Origin of the sequence: Maribacter zhoushanensis, from assembly GCF_029350975.1 — a bacterium.
GTDB lineage: Bacteria > Bacteroidota > Bacteroidia > Flavobacteriales > Flavobacteriaceae > Maribacter > Maribacter zhoushanensis.
Window position 1 is genome coordinate 167,657 of record NZ_JARKMR010000003.1, and the last position, 18,714, is coordinate 186,370.

General features: G+C 34.6%; 16 protein-coding genes. 7 read left to right on the forward strand and 9 right to left on the reverse strand.

Annotated features, from left to right (window positions below):
• Positions 1–16 precede the first annotated feature (16 nt).
• Genes PXD56_RS11175 through panC form a run of 4 tightly spaced genes read right to left on the reverse strand, consistent with a single transcriptional unit; the run spans position 17 to position 3,370 of the window.
• A complete protein-coding gene (locus PXD56_RS11175; RefSeq protein WP_276493430.1) occupies positions 17–1,159 on the reverse strand; it encodes an alpha/beta hydrolase in 1,143 nt (380 codons plus the stop codon).
• A 26-nt stretch (positions 1,160–1,185) separates the two neighbouring features.
• Positions 1,186–2,151 (reverse strand): lysylphosphatidylglycerol synthase transmembrane domain-containing protein, encoded by a 966-nt coding sequence (locus tag PXD56_RS11180; protein WP_276493431.1) that lies wholly within the window; start codon positions 2,149–2,151, stop codon positions 1,186–1,188.
• Between the two features lie 2 nt (positions 2,152–2,153).
• Positions 2,154–2,504: an aspartate 1-decarboxylase gene (gene panD / locus PXD56_RS11185; RefSeq protein ID WP_276470845.1), complete on the reverse strand. Its 351-nt coding sequence runs from the start codon at positions 2,502–2,504 to the stop codon at positions 2,154–2,156.
• Between the two features lie 8 nt (positions 2,505–2,512).
• A complete protein-coding gene (gene panC / locus PXD56_RS11190) occupies positions 2,513–3,370 on the reverse strand; it encodes a pantoate--beta-alanine ligase (RefSeq protein ID WP_276493432.1) in 858 nt (285 codons plus the stop codon).
• Between the two features lie 90 nt (positions 3,371–3,460).
• On the opposite strand from panC, the gene PXD56_RS11195 reads away from it, so the two are divergent.
• From PXD56_RS11195 to PXD56_RS11225, 7 genes are all read left to right on the forward strand, one after another.
• A complete protein-coding gene (locus PXD56_RS11195; protein WP_276493433.1) occupies positions 3,461–4,270 on the forward strand; it encodes a glycogen/starch synthase in 810 nt (269 codons plus the stop codon).
• A gap of 5 nt (positions 4,271–4,275) precedes the next feature.
• The gene (locus PXD56_RS11200) at positions 4,276–6,198 is read left to right on the forward strand and encodes a DUF4270 domain-containing protein (RefSeq protein ID WP_276493434.1); all 1,923 of its coding nucleotides are present in this window, start codon (positions 4,276–4,278) and stop codon (positions 6,196–6,198) included.
• A gap of 151 nt (positions 6,199–6,349) precedes the next feature.
• Complete coding sequence (gene glmS, locus PXD56_RS11205; protein WP_276493435.1) at positions 6,350–8,194, forward strand: glutamine--fructose-6-phosphate transaminase (isomerizing); 1,845 nt, start codon at positions 6,350–6,352, stop codon at positions 8,192–8,194.
• A gap of 290 nt (positions 8,195–8,484) precedes the next feature.
• Complete coding sequence (locus tag PXD56_RS11210) at positions 8,485–11,268, forward strand: TonB-dependent receptor (RefSeq protein WP_276493436.1); 2,784 nt, start codon at positions 8,485–8,487, stop codon at positions 11,266–11,268.
• An 18-nt stretch (positions 11,269–11,286) separates the two neighbouring features.
• Positions 11,287–12,921, forward strand: a complete 1,635-nt coding sequence (locus tag PXD56_RS11215; RefSeq protein ID WP_276493437.1) for an SGNH/GDSL hydrolase family protein — start codon at positions 11,287–11,289, stop codon at positions 12,919–12,921.
• A 167-nt stretch (positions 12,922–13,088) separates the two neighbouring features.
• Positions 13,089–14,597 (forward strand): F0F1 ATP synthase subunit beta, encoded by a 1,509-nt coding sequence (gene atpD / locus PXD56_RS11220; protein ID WP_276493438.1) that lies wholly within the window; start codon positions 13,089–13,091, stop codon positions 14,595–14,597.
• 77 nt (positions 14,598–14,674) lie between these two features.
• Complete coding sequence (locus tag PXD56_RS11225) at positions 14,675–14,953, forward strand: F0F1 ATP synthase subunit delta/epsilon (protein ID WP_276493439.1); 279 nt, start codon at positions 14,675–14,677, stop codon at positions 14,951–14,953.
• Between the two features lie 53 nt (positions 14,954–15,006).
• On the opposite strand, the gene PXD56_RS11230 is transcribed toward PXD56_RS11225, so the two are convergent.
• The 5 genes from PXD56_RS11230 to PXD56_RS11245 all read right to left on the reverse strand — a co-directional run bounded on the left by PXD56_RS11230 (position 15,007) and on the right by PXD56_RS11245 (position 18,676).
• Positions 15,007–15,213 carry a helix-turn-helix domain-containing protein gene (locus PXD56_RS11230; RefSeq protein WP_276493440.1) on the reverse strand — a complete coding sequence of 69 codons (207 nt, stop codon included), beginning with the start codon at positions 15,211–15,213 and terminating at the stop codon, positions 15,007–15,009.
• Positions 15,214–15,215: 2 nt separating this feature from the next.
• Positions 15,216–15,728 (reverse strand): DUF2975 domain-containing protein, encoded by a 513-nt coding sequence (locus PXD56_RS18630; protein WP_420828446.1) that lies wholly within the window; start codon positions 15,726–15,728, stop codon positions 15,216–15,218.
• A 10-nt stretch (positions 15,729–15,738) separates the two neighbouring features.
• Complete coding sequence (locus tag PXD56_RS11235) at positions 15,739–16,266, reverse strand: DUF2975 domain-containing protein (protein ID WP_276493441.1); 528 nt, start codon at positions 16,264–16,266, stop codon at positions 15,739–15,741.
• 76 nt (positions 16,267–16,342) lie between these two features.
• Positions 16,343–16,876: a GNAT family N-acetyltransferase gene (locus PXD56_RS11240; protein ID WP_276493442.1), complete on the reverse strand. Its 534-nt coding sequence runs from the start codon at positions 16,874–16,876 to the stop codon at positions 16,343–16,345.
• Positions 16,877–18,676: a M61 family metallopeptidase gene (locus tag PXD56_RS11245; protein ID WP_276493443.1), complete on the reverse strand. Its 1,800-nt coding sequence runs from the start codon at positions 18,674–18,676 to the stop codon at positions 16,877–16,879.
• Positions 18,677–18,714 lie beyond the last annotated feature (38 nt).

Below are 18,714 nucleotides of genomic sequence, written 5' to 3' on the forward strand. Positions count from 1 at the left end.
TTTAATATAATAATTTTTAAAAACCGAAATCGGCTTTCAGTGCATCCATTTTTTCAAGGGCCATTTCTTTAGTTAAAAAATCTATTTCTTCCATTTGAAACGACTTTTCAAATGTTCTTAATGCTTTTTTGGGCTCGCCAAGTTGTTCGTAGTACTCAGCTTCAAAATAAAAACCTAACATAGTTTCTGGGTATTCCTTTTTGCAAAGGTCAGATAAAGGTTTTAGTGATTCAAAATCTTCTTTTTTCCTAGAAGCGGCATATATAGCCATAATATCGTTTAATTCAACAGGCTTACTAAAACCAAACATATCTACAATTCCTTGGTATTTATTTTCTAAATAGTCATAAACCGGCTCTTCACTGGTTAATATTTGAGTTTTGTATTCCTTAGGGCTAATAGGCTTGAACATGCCAAAGATATTATCGAACGCTTTTCCAATGCCATAGGTGGCAACAGAAATATGATCGGCGTTTGAGTACTCATCAAAGAAATAATGTAAAGATTCTTTTTTAACAGCTTTTAAATCTTTATCCATCGTTAAAATTCGCTGCTTGTCTTTACTTGCTTCACCTTCAACAATTAGCTGATAGAATATTTGGTCTTCAATAACACCTAAACGCATAGGTACTCTGCTTTCCATCTCTGGGGCAAGAGTAGGTGAGATGCTTACGTAACCATCAAAAATAGAATTGTCTTTGAACAACCAGTAATTCATAAAATTTGCGGTAATATCATACCCTACAATCATTTTAAAAGGTGCTGTGCTGTAGTTAAGGTCTAGGTAAGGAATAAGTTCCATACCAATAAATTCATAAAAACTTTTTCCTTTTTCAGATGGGAGACCGTTATCTGGGTCAAATGCGCAATCTTCATATCTTAGGTCATTCTCGCTTTGGTTAATACCTACAATTATACTTTGTGGCATACCATGAAATCGACTGTAGAATTTTGAATTTGCAACTACTTGTTCAAACAGGTATTCACCGTCAAGTACAATGATTAAAGGGTACTTTTTAGTTTCATCCATGTTTTCAGGAAAGTAGTAGTTTACATCTCTTCGTTCTTGAAGTTTAAAAGATTCGAAGATTTCTTGTGTCACTTGAGCATAGGAGGTTATCCCAAATAAAAGTGCGAATATTAACGATACATAACGCATAAGAGGTAATTATAAGTTGAAAGTAACTATTTACTACTGTTCAATAACGGTAATAAAAGAAAAGATATTGCACCAAAAACAACTATCATAAGAGTCTGTGCTATCCATATTATCCATCCAAAGGCATCACCAGATACCGCACTGATGCCAAAGATCGCAAGAGCGCTGCTTACGGCAATAGGATAAAGACCTATGCCACCGTTAGTAGTTGCCATTGCAAAAGCCCCAGCTACAAAGGCTACCAAGAGTTGGCTAAGTGTAAGCGATATGGTTTCTGGAACCGTAAATTTTATAATCCAAAGCATACCAATATAGCATGCCCAAATGAAAAAGGTATGAAAAATAAATAGCCATTTATTTTTCATTTTAAAAATACTGAACACTCCATCCAGAAGACCTTTTACAAAGGTTCTTATTTTTTGAGCAAATGCACTCTTAGATTTTTTAATGATAAATATAAAAGCAAGGAATAAAGCTATTCCGCCTAATGCAAGAAATATGAGTCCGGTAGCATTGAAACCACGTTCTTGAAGAATATCCATAATAACATCTGTCTGTAATAAAAATGCAATGGTTACTACAAAAAGAAGCATGATTACATCAATTACCCGCTCTGTTACAATGGTGCCAAAACCCTTTTCAAAAGGTACATTTTCATATGTAGTTAGAGCTGTGGCCCTTAATATTTCGCCAGTTCTAGGTATACCTAAATTAGCAAAATAAGAGGTTAGGATAATAAGAATGTTGTTGATGAGTTTTGGCTTGTATCCCAGAGGTTCAAGAAGGTAGTTCCATCTAACCGCCCTAGAAATATGACCTAAAATACCTAGAAGAATAGAAAGTGACACATAAAGCGGATTAGCCTCTTTAATATAAAAGATTATTTGCCTTCTATTTTCTGCTGTGGTAGAATTGTAAGAGTACCAAACTAAAAAAACTCCCAAGGCTATTGGGAGTATGATCTTAAGATTTTTTTTTAGTGTATTCGTCAACTTTAGGTTAAAAGATTGTTCTCTTCATTAGGGAAAACTAATGAAGGGTTAAATTTCTTGGCATCTTCAATATCCATCCAAGTATAAGAAATTAAAATTAGAATATCACCAACAGCTACTTTTCTTGCTGCCGCGCCATTTAAAGTGATTTCACCGCTTTTTCTTGGACCTGGTATAATATAAGTTTCTAATCTTTCACCGTTATTATTATTAACGATTTGAACTTTTTCGCCACGAATAAAATTTGCGGCATCCATTAAATCTTCATCGATAGTAATGCTGCCAACATAATTAAGATCAGCACCGGTAACTTTTACTCGGTGTATTTTTGATTTAACTACTTCTATTTGCATATCTTATTTTAATTTAGGGCTATGTTATCAATTAGCCTTACGTCTTCCACATAAACGGCAATAAACGCCCTGTATTTTAAATTATTTAATTTATTCTTTATTGGGGTCAATGTTTCAACATCGGTAATGTCAAAATATTCTAATTGAAAATCGTCATTATTTTTAAATTGATCAATTACCCAATCTTTTACATTCAATGCATTTTCCGTGCCAAATTTATTCTTGGCAGTCTTTAAGGTTTCGTAAATAAAGGAAGCTTTTTGTCTTGTGTTTTTGCTCAACCTTTCATTTCTGGAGCTCATAGCTAAACCATGGTCCTCTCTAACAATCTCGCAGCCTATTATTTCTACGGGAATTTTCTGTATTTCAGTAAGTTTTTGAATAATGCGTAATTGTTGAAAATCTTTTTCTCCAAAATATGCTCTAGAAGGTTGTACAACATTTAGTAATTCTTCTACTATAGTGCCAACTCCATTGAAATGGTCATCTCTAAATTCACCTTCCATAACCTTGTCCAATCCTTCAAAATCATAAATTTTTGGAACAATCGTGTCTGGGTATATTTCAGAAACTTCTGGAGTGAATATGATTATTTTATCTGAGATGGCAGAAATCAGTTGTATGTCTGCATCAATTGTTTTTGGATACTTGTCTAAATCTTCTTTGTTGTTGAACTGTGTGGGGTTGACAAAAATACTTACTACTACATTTTCATTTTGTTCAACAGCTTTTTTAATAAGCGATGCATGCCCTTTATGAAGTGCGCCCATAGTGGGTACAAGACCTAAGTCTTGTTGATTGCTTAACTTATTAAGTGTTTCTTTTAGCTTGGTTTTGGTCTGTATTACCGGCATTGAAAAGTTCATTAGCGAGCAAACTTACTATAATTACTGCTAATCTCTATATTTTTTGTAATTTTGCAGTTGCGTTTCAGTGAAAAATAAAATATAACCTTTATGAATGGTAAAAAGATATTATTTGTATCTTCTGAATTAGTTCCTTACTTACCCGAAAACGAAGTTTCCCTAATGTCTTATGAAGCACCTAGAATGGTCAACAGCAATGGTGGTCAGATTAGGATTTTCATGCCTAGATACGGGAACATTAATGAGAGAAGGCATCAATTACACGAAGTAATTAGACTATCAGGTATGAACTTGGTAATTAATGATATGGATATGCCATTGATCATTAAAGTAGCGTCTATACCAAAAGAAAGAATCCAAGTTTACTTTATTGATAACGAAGAGTACTTTAAGCGTAAAGCTACTTTTACGGATAAACAAGGCAATTTGTTTCCAGATAACGACCAACGTGCAATCTTCTTTGCAAAAGGGGTTATGGAGACGGTTAAAAAATTAAATTGGTCACCAGATATTATCCATGTTCATGGGTGGATGGCAAGTTTATTACCATTGTATCTAAAGAAATATTACTCAGATGAACCACTTTTTGCAGATAGCAAAATTGTACTTTCGGTTTACGGCAAAACATTTGAAGGTTCTTTGGATAAGGATATGATCAAGAGAATATCTTTTGATGGTATTCCAGAAGAAGAAATTGCATCTTTAGGAGAACCTACCTATAATAATTTGTTAAAGGTAGCTGTTGATTATTCTGATGCGGTTATTTTAGCTTCGGAAGAAATTCCTGATGAATTAGAAAACCATATATCTAGCCAAGAAAAACCAGTGTTGCCATATGTACCTGTTCAAGAATTTGAAGAGGCATATGCTAATTTTTATAACACCGAAGTTTTAAAATAATCTGAATGAATTTTATTGCTAAGTCCGCTTTCCCTAAGTTTTTAGGGTTGTTATTGATATTGGGTATTTTGGTTTCATGTGAGCAAGATTTAACTACTGTTGGGTCTGGTGTTGTTGGTAACGAGCCTTTTACTACCGGTACAGAAGTGTATGATGTTTTTGTGTTCAACAAGAACATTGAGGCGGTTCAGACCAATAAACTTGATATTTATCAACTGGGTACATATAATGATCCTATTTACGGTAAAACAGAGGCATCTGTAACTTCGCAATTATATTTAAGTACGGCTAACCCTTCTTTTGGAAGTTTTTCTCAAGATAAAGAGGATAGGGCGGGTACTACAGATGAGGCAATAACCACCGTTCAAGAAAATGAAACTATAAAAGAAGTTTATCTGTATATACCATTTTTAACAAACACTAGTTCTTTGGATAGTGATGGTGATGGTGTGGTAGATGAATTTGATTTGGATCCAGACGATAGTAGTAATGACAATGATGGCGATGGTGTTTCAAATATTATAGAGACGGCATCTAATACGGATCCTTTGGATGGTTCTAGTGTTGATGAGGATCGTGATGGTGTTAATGACCTTGACGGATCAACGATTTTTTCAGATAATTTCGCTGAAAAAGTAGAGATAGATAGTATTTATATTAATGGTATAAACTATGATAATGTCTCTAAAACTCCAATACCTTCTTTTAATTTAAAGGTTGAGCGTTCAACTTTTTTCTTGCGAGATTTAGACCCAAATGCTAGTTTTCAAGAAGCACAACAATATTATTCAAATCAAGTATTTTCTCCTGATTTTGTTACTGGTGATCCACTATTTGAAGGTCTAGTTGAAATTATTGATGAAGAAATATTAATTCAGAATGAAGACGATGATTCAACTGAGGATGTAGATGAGTCTTTAACTTTTACAAAACTACAACCGGGTATTAGGGTTGCGTTGGATAATGAATTTTTTCAGACCAACATTTTGGACAAAGAAGGAAGTTCAGAATTAATTAGTCAAGCTAACTTTACTGAATTTATTAGGGGGCTTCATTTTTCTATAGAAGATGAATCTGGTAATGATGTGCTTTTTATGTTCAACTTGAATAGTTCCAACATTACTATGACTTATAGTTATACCAACTATGATACTAATAGTACTACTGATGACACTAGTGATGATAATCCTAATAATATATTGGAAAAGGATTTTACCTTTTCATTTTTAACATTGAGTACAAGTGGTATTGTTTCTGGTAATGCTGTAAATACCATTTTAACAGAGGAATACGGTCCTCAGATTATTCAAACTTTAGATAACGGTGAAAATGCTTCTAGAATTTATTTGAAAGGAGGCCCGGGTACTTATGCTGAAATTAATTTATTCGAAGAAGATGGTGGTGAAAGTATTATTGAACAAATTAAAAGTGAAAATTGGGTAATTAATGAAGCAAATTTGGTTTTCTATATAGATAGAGATCAGTTGGATGCTGCAGGTAGTACATTAGAGCCTCCAAGATTATATTTGTACAATTCAGAAAATAAATTTCCTTTAATAAATACGTCTACAGATGTGGCATTTGCCGAGACAGGGACTCCAAATTTATTTGCATTTTATCCAGATTATGATGGGGTTATAGAGAAATCTAGCGGCAAAGGAGTTCGGTATTCGGTAAAAATTACGGATCATATTAATAATATGGTGGTAAGAGATTCTACGAATGCTACTTTAGGCTTAACGTTAACGACGAATATTCAAAATTGGAATATAGCAGATGCTAAAGTTAATGACGGTGAAGAAGAATTGCCAATAACTTCAACGGTAACTCCATTAGGTACTGTATTGTTCGGTAGTAATATAGATGCTGCTGATCCTGATTTTGATAAAAGATTAAAATTAGAAATATCATATACTAAAGCCCAGTAAACAATTAAATAATCGTCGTTGTCATTATATTTAGTTTATGACATACCACTTCTACATTATTAACGTTGTATTACTTAAATGATATATATCTTTATGTTTACTTTTTAAGCTAAAGGTTTTAAAATAAATATTTTCAAATAGAAATATCAATATGTGCGGAATTGTTGGTTACATAGGTCATAGGGATGCTTATCCTATTATTATAAAAGGACTTCAAAGATTAGAATATCGTGGTTATGATAGTGCGGGTATTGCATTATATGACGGTAATCAAATCAATCTAGCTAAGACAAAAGGTAAGGTTGAGGATTTAAAAAATAAAGCTAAAGAAATATCTCAGGCAGGGAGTATTGGTATCGGGCATACACGTTGGGCAACACATGGCGTTCCAAATGATGTTAATTCTCACCCACACTATTCCAATTCAGGAAACCTTGTTATTATACATAATGGTATCATTGAAAATTATGAAGCCATTAAGCAAGAGCTGACTAAGCGTGGATATACATTTCAATCAGATACAGATACAGAGGTATTGATCAATCTTATTGAAGAGGTTAAGAAAACTGAAGGCGTCAAACTTGGTAAGGCAGTTCAGATTGCATTGAACCAAGTAGTGGGTGCTTATGCCATTGCGGTATTTGATAAAGAAAAACCAGATGAGATTGTGGTTGCCAAATTAGGTAGTCCATTAGCTATTGGTATTGGTGATAACGAATTTTTTATAGCTTCAGATGCTTCACCATTTATAGAGTTTACTAATAATGCCGTTTATCTTGAAGATGAGGAAATGGCTATTATAAGGTTGGGAAAAGAGATTAAGCTTAGAAAAATTAAAGGAGATGCAGTTGCATATCCAAGAATTTTAGAGCTTCAAATGAATCTGGAGGAGATTGAAAAAGGCGGTTATGATCACTTTATGTTAAAGGAGATTTATGAGCAGCCTAGAGCTATTAAAGATACTTATAGAGGTCGTTTGTTAGCTGATCAGGGTCTGGTAAGAATGGCAGGGATTGATCTTAATATGGAAAAATTCTTAAACGCTAATAGAATTATTATAGTAGCATGTGGTACTTCATGGCATGCTGGTTTAGTTGCTGAGTATATATTTGAAGATTTGGCAAGAATACCTGTAGAAGTAGAGTATGCTTCAGAGTTTAGATATAGGAACCCTGTTATTACAGATAAAGATGTTTTAATTGCAATTTCGCAATCTGGTGAAACTGCAGATACCTTGGCAGCTATAAAATTAGCTAAAGAAAAAGGAGCATTCGTATTCGGGGTTTGTAATGTTGTAGGTTCTTCTATTGCAAGAGAATCAGATGCAGGAGCTTATACGCATGCGGGACCTGAAATTGGGGTAGCTTCTACAAAAGCATTTACGACTCAAATTACAGTTTTAACCCTTATGGCTTTAAAATTAGCGAAGGCAAAAGGTGTTTTCTCTGAAACAAAGTATAGAGAATATTTGACAGAGCTAGAGACGATACCAAGTAAGGTAGAGAAATCTTTGGAATCTAATACGCTAATAGAAATTATAGCTGATGTGTATAAAGATTCAACTAACTGTCTTTATTTAGGTAGAGGATATAATTTCCCTGTAGCATTAGAAGGTGCACTTAAATTAAAAGAGATAAGTTACATCCATGCAGAAGGGTATCCAGCAGCTGAAATGAAGCACGGTCCGATTGCATTGATTGATGAACAAATGCCAGTTTTTGTAATTGCGACTAAGAAAGGGCATTATGAAAAGGTTGTAAGTAATATTCAAGAGATAAAATCTAGAAAAGGTAAAATTATAGCAATTGTTACAGAAGGTGATGAGCAGGTTAAAGATTTAGCGGATCATGTTATTGAGGTTCCGGAAACTTTAGAAAGTTTAACTCCGCTTTTAACAACAATTCCTTTGCAATTACTTTCGTACCATATTGCAGTAATGAGAGATTGTAATGTAGATCAACCTAGAAACCTAGCTAAATCGGTGACGGTAGAATAAATAAATTATTATTTAAGTTATATAAGGGGGCATGATTCATTTCATGTCCCTTTTTTTATATGTTTATGTAGTGTAAAATGTAAATAATACTATCGTTTTTAATAGTATTTGCAGGTTTTTGTTCAATTTTCAGTGAAATGTTATTTAAAAGTTAATTGCGTATATCCCAATAAATGAATCGTTTAATTATCAAAATAATACTATGCGTGCATAATTTTTTTCAAATTACTATTATCCATGTGAAATTATCTGTATCTTAACCCTCAACTAATTTTAAACTTTGATAAAGAATGAGAGCAATACTTCTTTTAGCATTGATGATTGTGGGTACTTTAGGGTACTCTCAAACCAATATCAGTGGTAATGTTGTTGACCAGAACAACTCGCCCATCCCAGGGGCCAATATTGTTATTGTTGGCAAAACCATTGGAACAGTAACAGATTTCGATGGTAATTTTAATTTGGCTACATCCGAAGTGCCACCTTTTAAGATAGAGGTGTCTAGCATTGGGTATACGAGTACTACAGAAAGTATTACGAGTGCGAGCCAAAAAATCACAATAACCTTAAACGAATCGCAAACCTTTTTAGATGAAGTTGTTATTTCAGCTTCTAGAACACCAGAGCGTATTTTTGAATCTCCTGTAACCGTAGAGAGAATAGGTATTTCTGAAATTAAGAATACTACGGCCGCTGATTTTTATGGTGGATTAGAGAATTTGAAAGGGGTTGATGTAAATACGAACAGTTTAACGTTCAAGTCGGTAAATACCAGGGGTTTTGCATCTTTTGCGAATACCCGTTTTATGCAACTTGTTGATGGTATGGATAACTCCACACCCGCGCTAAACTTCCCTATTGGTAACTTGGTAGGTATGGTTGAAACAGATGTGCAAAGTGTAGAGCTTTTGCCAGGTGCTTCTTCTGCGTTATATGGTGCAAATGCTTTTAATGGTATTTTGTTTATGCGTAGTAAAAGCCCGTTTGATTATGAAGGTATAAGCGTATCTATTAAACAAGGTATTACGTCGCAACAAGCGGCTGGTGATAATTCTTATACCGATTTTGGTATTAGAGCGGCTCATAAGTTCAGCGATAAATTTGCGGCTAAAGTTAATTTCGGTTATTTGAAAGGAACAGACTGGGCAGCTAATAATACAGATGATAAAATAACGCCTGGTGGAACAAGAGCAAATTTAAACTATGATGGTGTAAACGTTTATGGTGATGAGGTTTCTACTAACATAAAAGAAGTAGCGCTTACCTTAGAAGGGTTAGGAATTTTGCCTTCTGGTGCAAATGCATTGGTGCCTTCAGAAATTGTAAGTAGAACAGGTTATAATGAAAGTGATCTTACCAATTATAATGCAGAAAGTATAAAAGCTGATTGGGGTTTATATTATAGACCTATAGAGGATAATAGTTTGGAGCTTTCATATGTGGGTAAAGTAGGTACTGGTAATACAATTTACCAAGGTACTAACAGATATAACATCAAAGGCTTCTTTCAAGAACAGCATAAACTTGAAATCAGAAACGATAACTTCTTTGTAAGAGGTTATGTTGTTGGTGATAAGTCTGGTGATTCTTATGATATGGTGTTTACAGGTATTAATATCAATAGAGCTTGGAAAGATGATAATACATGGTTTGGTGAATATACAGGTGCATATGTACAAGCTACATTATCTGGAGCTACTGATGAGCAAGCACATGCTGCTGCAAGAGCTCAGGCAGAATCTGGTAGATTTTTACCAGGTACACCAGAATTTGAAGCTGCTTTCAACAGAAGTGTAAATGATCCAGATTTATCTACAGGGTCTAAGTTTCAAGATGCATCAAAATATTACCATGCAGATGGTAACTATAACTTTAGTCATTTAATTGATTGGGCAGAAATTCAAGTAGGTGGATCTTTTAGAAAATATGATTTAAATTCATCTGGTACTATTTATACAGATTTTGACGGACCAATTAGATATTCGGAATTTGGTATTTACTCTCAAGTTCAAAAAACAATTCCTTTTGAAAGCGAAAAGAGTTTAAAGTTAACAGGTTCTGTTAGATATGATAAGTCAGAGCTCTTTGATGGTTTTTTCTCTCCTAGATTATCTGCAGGTTATACCTTAAATAGAAACCATAATATTAGAGCTTCTGCACAAACGGGCTTTAGAAATCCTACTACTCAAGATTTATTTATTGGCTTAAATGCAGGTAGAGCTATCTTAGTGGGGTCTGCAGAAGATAATTTAGATCGTTATTCAAGAGACTATGAGATAAGTGCTAGTGGTCAACTTTTAGGTCAACCTTCAGAGATTACCCAAACTGGTGGTGCTGCATATACTAATTCTTATTCTGCAGCTTCTGTTACGGAATTAGGTGAAACAGGCAATCCGGCGGTATTAGAAGTTTCTAATCCAGATTTGATCAAACCTGAAAAAGTGACCTCTTTTGAAATTGGATATAGAGGTAAGGTAGATAAACTGGTTATTGACTTTAGTACCTATTATAACAGCTATGAAGATTTTATATCTCAAGAAGTGGTTATTGCTCCTTTCTACGGGGAAGTTGGTGATGGCGGACTTTCTGTAGCTGCAATAGCAAATGGAGATTTTCAGGCATATAGTGCTTATACAAATACAGATGCTAATGTAAATTCATATGGAGCTTCATTAGGTCTGAATATGAAAGTACTTGGTAATTTTGATCTAGGTGGTAGTTATACATTTACCAAGTTGGATTTTGACCGTGAGGCAAATCCTGATGTAATGTTGAATTTCAATACACCTGAACATAAGTTCAAGGCATCTTTCGGTAACAAAGAATTGTTCGAAAATTTCGGATTTAATGTATCCTATAGATTTAGTGATGATTATTTCTGGGAAGCTACTTTTGGTAATGGAGTAATTCCTGAATTCCATGTTGTAGATGCTCAAATTAATTATGATGTTCCAAGTATTAAATCTTCTTTCAAATTAGGAGGTACAAACCTTACTAATAAAGAATATTATACGGCTTTCGGTACTGGCTTCATAGGTTCTATGTACTATTTATCTTGGACAATTAACAACTAATTAAAATCAAAAGTTGAAATGAAAAACTTAAAATATTTATATATTTCTTTAGGTATATTTGCTTTTACGGCTTGTAATGATCCTGAAGATGTTGATCTTGAGCCAGAAGTAATGGCAGAAGAGTTACCGGCATTAACAGCTGGTTCGGCAGATTTCTCTAATTATGTTTCTTTAGGAAATTCGTTAACGGCAGGTTTTACTGATGGGGCATTATTTCAAGCCAGTCAGAGTCTTTCTCTTCCTAACTTATTATCTCAAAAATTTAGTCTTGCAGGCGGCGGTACATTTACACAGCCATTGACTAATGATAATATTGGTGGTTTGGCACTAGCTGGAACAAGAATTCAAAGCCCAAGGTTAGTTTTTGGAGGTGCGGGTCCGGTTCCTTTAGAGTCTGTAATTGGTGATGTTACTGTAACCACGGATATTGCACTGAACAACCCAACAGGTCCTTTTAATAATTTAGGTGTGCCTGGTGCCAAGAGTTTTCATCTACTGGCTCCTGGATATGGAAATATAGGTAATGTACAACTAGGTCTAGCAAATCCATATTTTGTAAGAATGACTGGTGCAACACCAGATATAAGTGTGTTAGAAATGGCAGTAAGCCAAGCGCCTAGTTTTTTCTCTCTATGGATAGGTAATAATGATGTATTAGGTTATGCTACTACAGGTGGTGACGGTACTGATCCTATTACGCCTGTTTCTGGTGCGCCAGGTCAAGGTTTTGATGGTAGTTACGGTGCTTTGATAGCAACGCTAACAGCTGGTGGAGCACAAGGTGTAGTTGCAAACATTCCTAATGTTACAGATGTGCCTCATTTTACTACCGTACCACATAATCCTCTAGATCCAACGGATGAATCTTTTGGAGCTCAGATTGCTACATTAAATGGAATTTTTGGTCAATTAAATCAAGTTTATGCATTTTTAGGTGTGCCTGAGCGTTCCATTGAGTTTTCAGAAACCCAAGCAAGTGAGGTAATTATTAAGGATGAAGAGTTAACTGATTTATCTGCTCAGATTGCTGCTGTGTTAGGTGGTAGTCCAACATTTCCAGCTTTTGTACAATCATTTGGTTTACCGGCGGAAGCTGCACCTTTAGTAGCTGGATTATTAGGAAGTGTTTATGGTCAATCTAGAGAAGCAACAGCAGATGACTTGTTCGTTTTACCTAGTTCAACGGTTATAGGAACGGTAAATGTAGAATCAGTAGGCGCGTTAATGGCTGCAGGATTGCCACAGGCATTAGCTGGTCAGTTTTCGGTTGAAGGTATAACGCTTCCGTTAGAAGATAAGTGGGTTTTAATACCTGAAGAGCAACAAGAGATTGCCGTAGCTACTGAAGCTTTCAATCAAATTATTGCGGCTACAGCTAGCCAAGCAGGTTTGGCATTGGTAGATGCAAATACGTTATTGAATCAATTGGCAAATGGTGGTATTACAAGTGGCGATTTCACTTTACAATCAAATTTAGTGACCGGTGGAGCCTTCTCTTTAGATGGTATTCATCCTACTGCTAGAGGTTATGCATTATTGGCAAATGAGTTTATGATAGCAATTGATGCTACTTATGGTTCAAATTTTAAAGAATCAGGTAATTTGTTAAATGTGGGTGATTATCCTACCAACTACCCGGCAACACTTCAATAAATGGGTTTAAAATATTAAGATTTACAAGGCACTTTTTAAGTGCCTTTTTTCTTTTTTAAAAAAGAAAAAAAACAATTTTTCTTTAAAATTGAAAAGAGTATCTTTGCAGCCTGAAAATGAGAGTATTTTTCAGGTTTTATAAAACGCAATAAATAAACATATAAGTAATGTCAAAAGTTACAGGTAAAGTTTCGCAAATCATTGGACCCGTAGTTGATGTAGAATTTCAGTCAGGTGCAGATCTTCCTAAAATCTATGATTCCTTAGAAATTGAAAATAAGGATAAATCAAAATTGGTCTTGGAAGTACAATCTCATGTTGGCGAGAATACGGTAAGAACTATTTCAATGGATTCTACCGATGGTCTAAGTAGAGGGGTTGATGTAGTTGCTACAGGTAGTGCGATTCAAATGCCGGTAGGTGATGATGTATATGGTCGTTTGTTCAATGTTATCGGTGATGCTATTGATGGTTTAGGTGATTTGCCTAAAGCAGGTAAAGATGGTCTTCCAATACACAGAGAAGCGCCAAAATTTGAAGATCTTTCAACTTCTACCGAAGTATTATTTACAGGTATTAAAGTAATCGATTTGATCGAGCCTTATGCAAAAGGTGGTAAAATTGGATTATTTGGTGGTGCCGGTGTAGGTAAAACGGTATTGATTCAAGAATTGATTAACAACATTGCAAAAGGTCATGGTGGTCTTTCTGTATTTGCAGGTGTAGGTGAAAGAACTCGTGAAGGAAATGATTTACTCCGTGAGATGTTAGAGTCGGGTATTATTAAATACGGTGATGATTTCATGCATTCTATGGAAGATGGCGGATGGGATTTGACCAAAGTTGATAAAGAAGCAATGAAAGGTTCAAAAGCGACATTCGTTTTTGGTCAAATGAACGAGCCACCAGGAGCACGTGCTAGAGTTGCCCTTTCAGGTTTAACGATTGCTGAGTATTTCCGTGATGGAGCAGGTGAAGGTCAGGGTAAAGACGTACTTTTCTTCGTAGATAACATTTTCCGTTTTACACAAGCTGGTTCAGAGGTATCGGCATTATTAGGTCGTATGCCATCAGCGGTAGGTTACCAACCAACTTTGGCAACAGAGATGGGTGCTATGCAAGAACGTATTACATCAACAAAAAGAGGTTCTATTACATCTGTACAAGCGGTTTACGTACCTGCGGATGATTTAACGGATCCAGCACCGGCAACAACGTTTGCTCACTTAGATGCAACAACCGTATTATCTCGTAAAATTGCTGAGCTAGGTATTTACCCAGCGGTAGATCCACTAGATTCTACATCAAGAATTTTAACTGCGGATATTTTAGGTGATGAGCATTACGCTTGTGCACAAAGAGTAAAAGAGTTGTTACAACGTTATAAAGAACTTCAAGATATTATTGCCATTTTAGGTATGGAAGAATTATCTGAAGAAGATAAGTCTGCGGTAGGTAGAGCAAGACGTGTACAACGTTTCTTATCTCAGCCTTTCCACGTTGCAGAGCAGTTTACAGGTATACCAGGTGTTTTAGTAGATATTAAAGAGACTATTAAAGGATTTAATATGATTATGGATGGTGAATTAGATCACTTGCCAGAATCTGCTTTTAACCTTAAAGGTACTATCGAAGAGGCTATAGAAGCTGGTGAAAAAATGTTGACTGAAGCTTAAACTGTTATAAGTTTGTGGCCGGGTTTGTTAAAGAATAAACCAGCAACGAACAACGAACAACGAACAACTAGAAAAGTATGTATTTAGAAATTGTATCACCAGAGGCAACATTATTTGCAGGTGAAGTAACTTCGGTTACGGTACCAGGTATAAATGGTGAGTTTCAAATGATGAAAGACCACGCCCCAATTGTATCATTGTTACAAGAAGGTAAGGTAAAGGTTGCAGGTAATATCACTTTAGATGAAGAATATGCCTCTAAGTTCACTAAAGATGCTAACGGAAATACAGTATTACAAATTTCTAGCGGAACTATAGAGCTTAAGAATAATAGAGTAATTGTACTGGCAGATTAACTAGTACATTTAGTATAAATTAAAAAGGCTATACTTTTAAGTGTAGCCTTTTTTTATTCCTTTTTATAAGCAAGAATATCTGCAGGTTGGCAGTCTAATGCCTTACAAATAGCTTCTAACGTAGAAAAACGAATTGCTTTAGCTTTGCCTGATTTTAGAATAGAAAGGTTGGCTTCTGTAATGCCGATCATTTCTGCGAGTTCTTTACTCTTAAGGTTACGGTCTGCTAGTACAGTATTTAAGTTAACGACTATGCTCATGGTTATATGGTTAAGTCGTTTTCAGATTGTACGTTAAAGCCCTTTTGAAACATGTAAGTTAGAAACAAGGAGATCATTCCAAATATAATCAGCAGAATAAGATTGTGAATATTTCTAAATTCAGTCTTATGCATTATTGGATAATGAATTAGAAAGTATAAAACAGGACCAATAATTAAATTTAGGATGGTTAAGAGTTTTAAATTTTTAATGATGCCTTTATTAAATATGACAGTTTTTTTTAAGGCTTTAAAAATGTTAGAAAGTAAATAGAGCAGTAGAATTCCAAATATGAGAATTAGAGTTATAGTTAGTATATCACTAGAGTGATAATTGCCATCAATAGAGCTTCCTGTCAAAGGAATTTTCATATTAAATCTACCGTCTGTGATCGTAAATCTATCGGTAATAAAAGCAAATTCCATATAGGTTAGAAAAGCCAAGAGTACAATTGTAATACTTCTAAATATATAGTAGAAGAATGCTGAAAGTGATTTTGGACCAAATATTTTCATGTTATTCTTTTTATATAGTTAAGTCGTTTTCTTGTTTTAGACGATAGCCTTCTTTAATTAATTGGGCTATAATAAGTAGAAAAATAGCGATTACTAAAAGTGATATTCTTCCGCTTAGTGCCGTTCCAAAATTTTTGCCTAAGGTATATGATGCTGAAACACCATATTCTAAAGTTATTTCAAAGGATTTTTCTATTAATCTTATAAAGAAAATTAAAACAGAATAGGTTATTAGTCCGTTACCGACCTTTCTAAAAATAGCACTATTTTTTTCTGTAAATATTGTATCGGTTTTAAATCCAGGTATTACTTTTCTTAATTTAAAAAGAAGCCAGAATATATAACCTTGTAATAAAACAGTTAGTAAAGGAATTAGAAGCATTAGTATCCAGCTATTTTCTTCGCCGGAATATTGGAGCAAATCAAATTTTGTAAGAACGTATTTTGATAAATCACCTAAGTTTAAAATTATAGATATTAGTACGGAGAAAATTAAAAAATTAATAAGCCATTTGAGTGCAGTAAGAAGACTTTTCATAATATAATTATTGTTTAACGATAACAAATATATAAAAATTATCGAAAAACAATAATAAATTACAAGATATATGGTTTTATGAAGTCTTCAAAGAAATCAATTCCCAATCTTGGCCCAAAGAACTGTAAGTGCATATTTTTTCAAAACCTACGGCATAATGAGCACCTAAGGATCTGCTGTTAGTGGCGTCAACTTCTGTAATAATAGCATCGTAAGTTGGGTAGGAGGCAATTTTCATGGCGTTGTAAAGTCCGCGGAAAATTCCCATTTTCCTATGGGTTTTGGCAACACAAATTTGCCCCATAGTAATGAAATTTTGAATGTTAACGTTTTCCATTTCTGAAAACATTGGTCTTAAAACAGAGATTTCATCTTTAAAATCTTCGGTCATTGAAAGGGCATAACCAACTACCTTATCACCATCTTTCGCAATAATATGTGGGCAGGCGTTATTCATTCTGGTAAGAATATCTAAGGTATGGTGAACGGTAACAAAACCCTCTTGTTCCATTTCTAAATCAGAAACAGTTGATTTTAAGTTCATCTGTTGTAAAGAAAGAATCTGTATTAATTCTTCATTGGTTGTGGCGGTCGTATATATCAAATTCATTTAGTCAACTTTTAACCAAGCTTTACGAGCTTTTAATACCTTTTTTGAAGGAGCTTTTTCATTTTTCTCAACTAAGCTGATGGTATAATTTGGATCAGAGCTTAAGGTTACCTCTGCTTTTCTTTCTATACCATCTCGTAAAAATGTTATTGAAAGAATATCTTCTGGTTTAAATTCATCTTTGATAAACGTACTAAATTGAATACCATTAGGGAATGATTTGCCATTTATTGAAGTAATGATATCACCTTTGTCTAAGCCGGCAATATAAGCCGGACTCCCAATTTTTGTGTTGCTTCTAATTTCGCCGTTTAAATCATCTGTAATAGATACAGCAGCGCCAAAATAAGCCACTTCTGGGTCTTGAGATAAACTTACGCCTACCATTTTAAATAGTTCGTTATACTGCGGCATTTCGCTTTTGCGAATAAAACGGTTGAAGAAGTTATTGCCGAATGTTTCGCCGGCATACATGTTCAAAGTTTGGTTCAAATTTTCAATAGTGTATGGATTTTCCGTTTTACCGTAGGTAGTCCAAACCAGTTTCATGAAATCATCTAAATTCAATCCCTTTTCACGTAAAGAAAGGTCTAGCGCAAGACCAAGAACACTGCCGTAAGAATAATAAGAGATAAATGTATTTTCTCTGTTAACCGGGTCTACAGAAGTTGCCGCATCAACAAAAGGAGCTTGATGACTCATTTCTATGGGGTTGAAAAATTTTCTGGCAGGTGAATTCCAAACATAGTTAAAAGTACCTGTTAATCCTTCTACATATTTTTCTGGAGTGATCAATCCTGCTCGGCATAAAATTAGATTGGTGTAATAACTGGTAAAACCTTCTGCAAACCAAAGCTCGCCACTCATATTGGCTCCTTTAAAATCAAATGGTTCTAAAGATTTAGGTCTAATGCGTTCTACATTCCAGCTATGGAAAAATTCATGGGATACCGTACCAATATTTCTTTCCATACCGCTGTTTGCTAAAGTTCTGGTACTGGTTAAAATAGTAGAATTTCTATGCTCCATGCCATCGCCAGAGACATTTGGCATGTAACAGGCTAAAAAGGTATAAGTGCCGTAATCAAATTTAGGAAGCTCCCCAAAAACATCTTTTTCTGCAAGCACAACTTTTTTTACTTTTTCAAAATAGGTGTCGGCTTCTTCTTCAGTACCTGGGTCTAGTAATGCTAGTGTAATGGTTTGCCCATCTACCTCAAATTCCCTCACTTTATGATTGCTTAACAGCGTTGGGCTATCCATAAAATAATATAGATTGGGTGCGCTGTAGATAGTACCTTTTACATGTGGTAATTGGGTGGCTATTTTCCAGTTTAAGTCCGCTCTTATTTTAAAATCTACCGTAATATCCCTGTTGCTAAGCTGTGGAGCGTACATAAATGTAGCAGGTATATTTAAGTGTGCATTGGTTTCATTAATTTGCGAATAGGTGCCATCTGCTCTATTTGCAAACAGGATGTACTCAATTTTTACGGTGCCGTCATGTCCATAAACCTTCCATTCATATGGGTTTTTTCTTGAAACCTTTAATGCATTACCATTAGCATCAGTAGCTGTAAAATTATACACATTTTTGGCAAATTCATGAAGTGCATATCTGCCTGGCGATGTTCTACTCATTCTAAGAGATAGCGTATCTGAAGTTATATCTGGGAATGTAGCTGAAATATTAGCTTCATGATGAACGGCATTTTCAAAAGAGATTGTGTAAGAATTAGTCTGTGCAATTAGTTGAACAGCGTGTAGGGTAAAAAATAATATAAATAGGAGATAGCGCATACAATGATTTTTAGCTAAGATAATGAAGCTATTTTATG

What these genes read in the sequence shown, in the direction of transcription:
- glmS (WP_276493435.1), top strand. Translation starts at nt 6,350, where the DNA reads ATGTGCGGAATTGTTGGTTACATAGGTCATAGGGATGCTTATCCTATT.
- PXD56_RS11235 (WP_276493441.1), bottom strand. Translation starts at nt 16,266, where the DNA reads ATGAAAAGTCTTCTTACTGCACTCAAATGGCTTATTAATTTTTTAATT.
- panC (WP_276493432.1), bottom strand. Translation starts at nt 3,370, where the DNA reads ATGAACTTTTCAATGCCGGTAATACAGACCAAAACCAAGCTAAAAGAA.
- panD (WP_276470845.1), bottom strand. Translation starts at nt 2,504, where the DNA reads ATGCAAATAGAAGTAGTTAAATCAAAAATACACCGAGTAAAAGTTACC.
- PXD56_RS11240 (WP_276493442.1), bottom strand. Translation starts at nt 16,876, where the DNA reads ATGAATTTGATATATACGACCGCCACAACCAATGAAGAATTAATACAG.
- PXD56_RS11230 (WP_276493440.1), bottom strand. Translation starts at nt 15,213, where the DNA reads ATGAGCATAGTCGTTAACTTAAATACTGTACTAGCAGACCGTAACCTT.
- atpD (WP_276493438.1), top strand. Translation starts at nt 13,089, where the DNA reads ATGTCAAAAGTTACAGGTAAAGTTTCGCAAATCATTGGACCCGTAGTT.
- PXD56_RS11195 (WP_276493433.1), top strand. Translation starts at nt 3,461, where the DNA reads ATGAATGGTAAAAAGATATTATTTGTATCTTCTGAATTAGTTCCTTAC.
- PXD56_RS11215 (WP_276493437.1), top strand. Translation starts at nt 11,287, where the DNA reads ATGAAAAACTTAAAATATTTATATATTTCTTTAGGTATATTTGCTTTT.
- PXD56_RS11200 (WP_276493434.1), top strand. Translation starts at nt 4,276, where the DNA reads ATGAATTTTATTGCTAAGTCCGCTTTCCCTAAGTTTTTAGGGTTGTTA.
- PXD56_RS11210 (WP_276493436.1), top strand. Translation starts at nt 8,485, where the DNA reads ATGAGAGCAATACTTCTTTTAGCATTGATGATTGTGGGTACTTTAGGG.
- PXD56_RS11245 (WP_276493443.1), bottom strand. Translation starts at nt 18,676, where the DNA reads ATGCGCTATCTCCTATTTATATTATTTTTTACCCTACACGCTGTTCAA.
- PXD56_RS11225 (WP_276493439.1), top strand. Translation starts at nt 14,675, where the DNA reads ATGTATTTAGAAATTGTATCACCAGAGGCAACATTATTTGCAGGTGAA.
- PXD56_RS11175 (WP_276493430.1), bottom strand. Translation starts at nt 1,159, where the DNA reads ATGCGTTATGTATCGTTAATATTCGCACTTTTATTTGGGATAACCTCC.
- PXD56_RS18630 (WP_420828446.1), bottom strand. Translation starts at nt 15,728, where the DNA reads ATGAAAATATTTGGTCCAAAATCACTTTCAGCATTCTTCTACTATATA.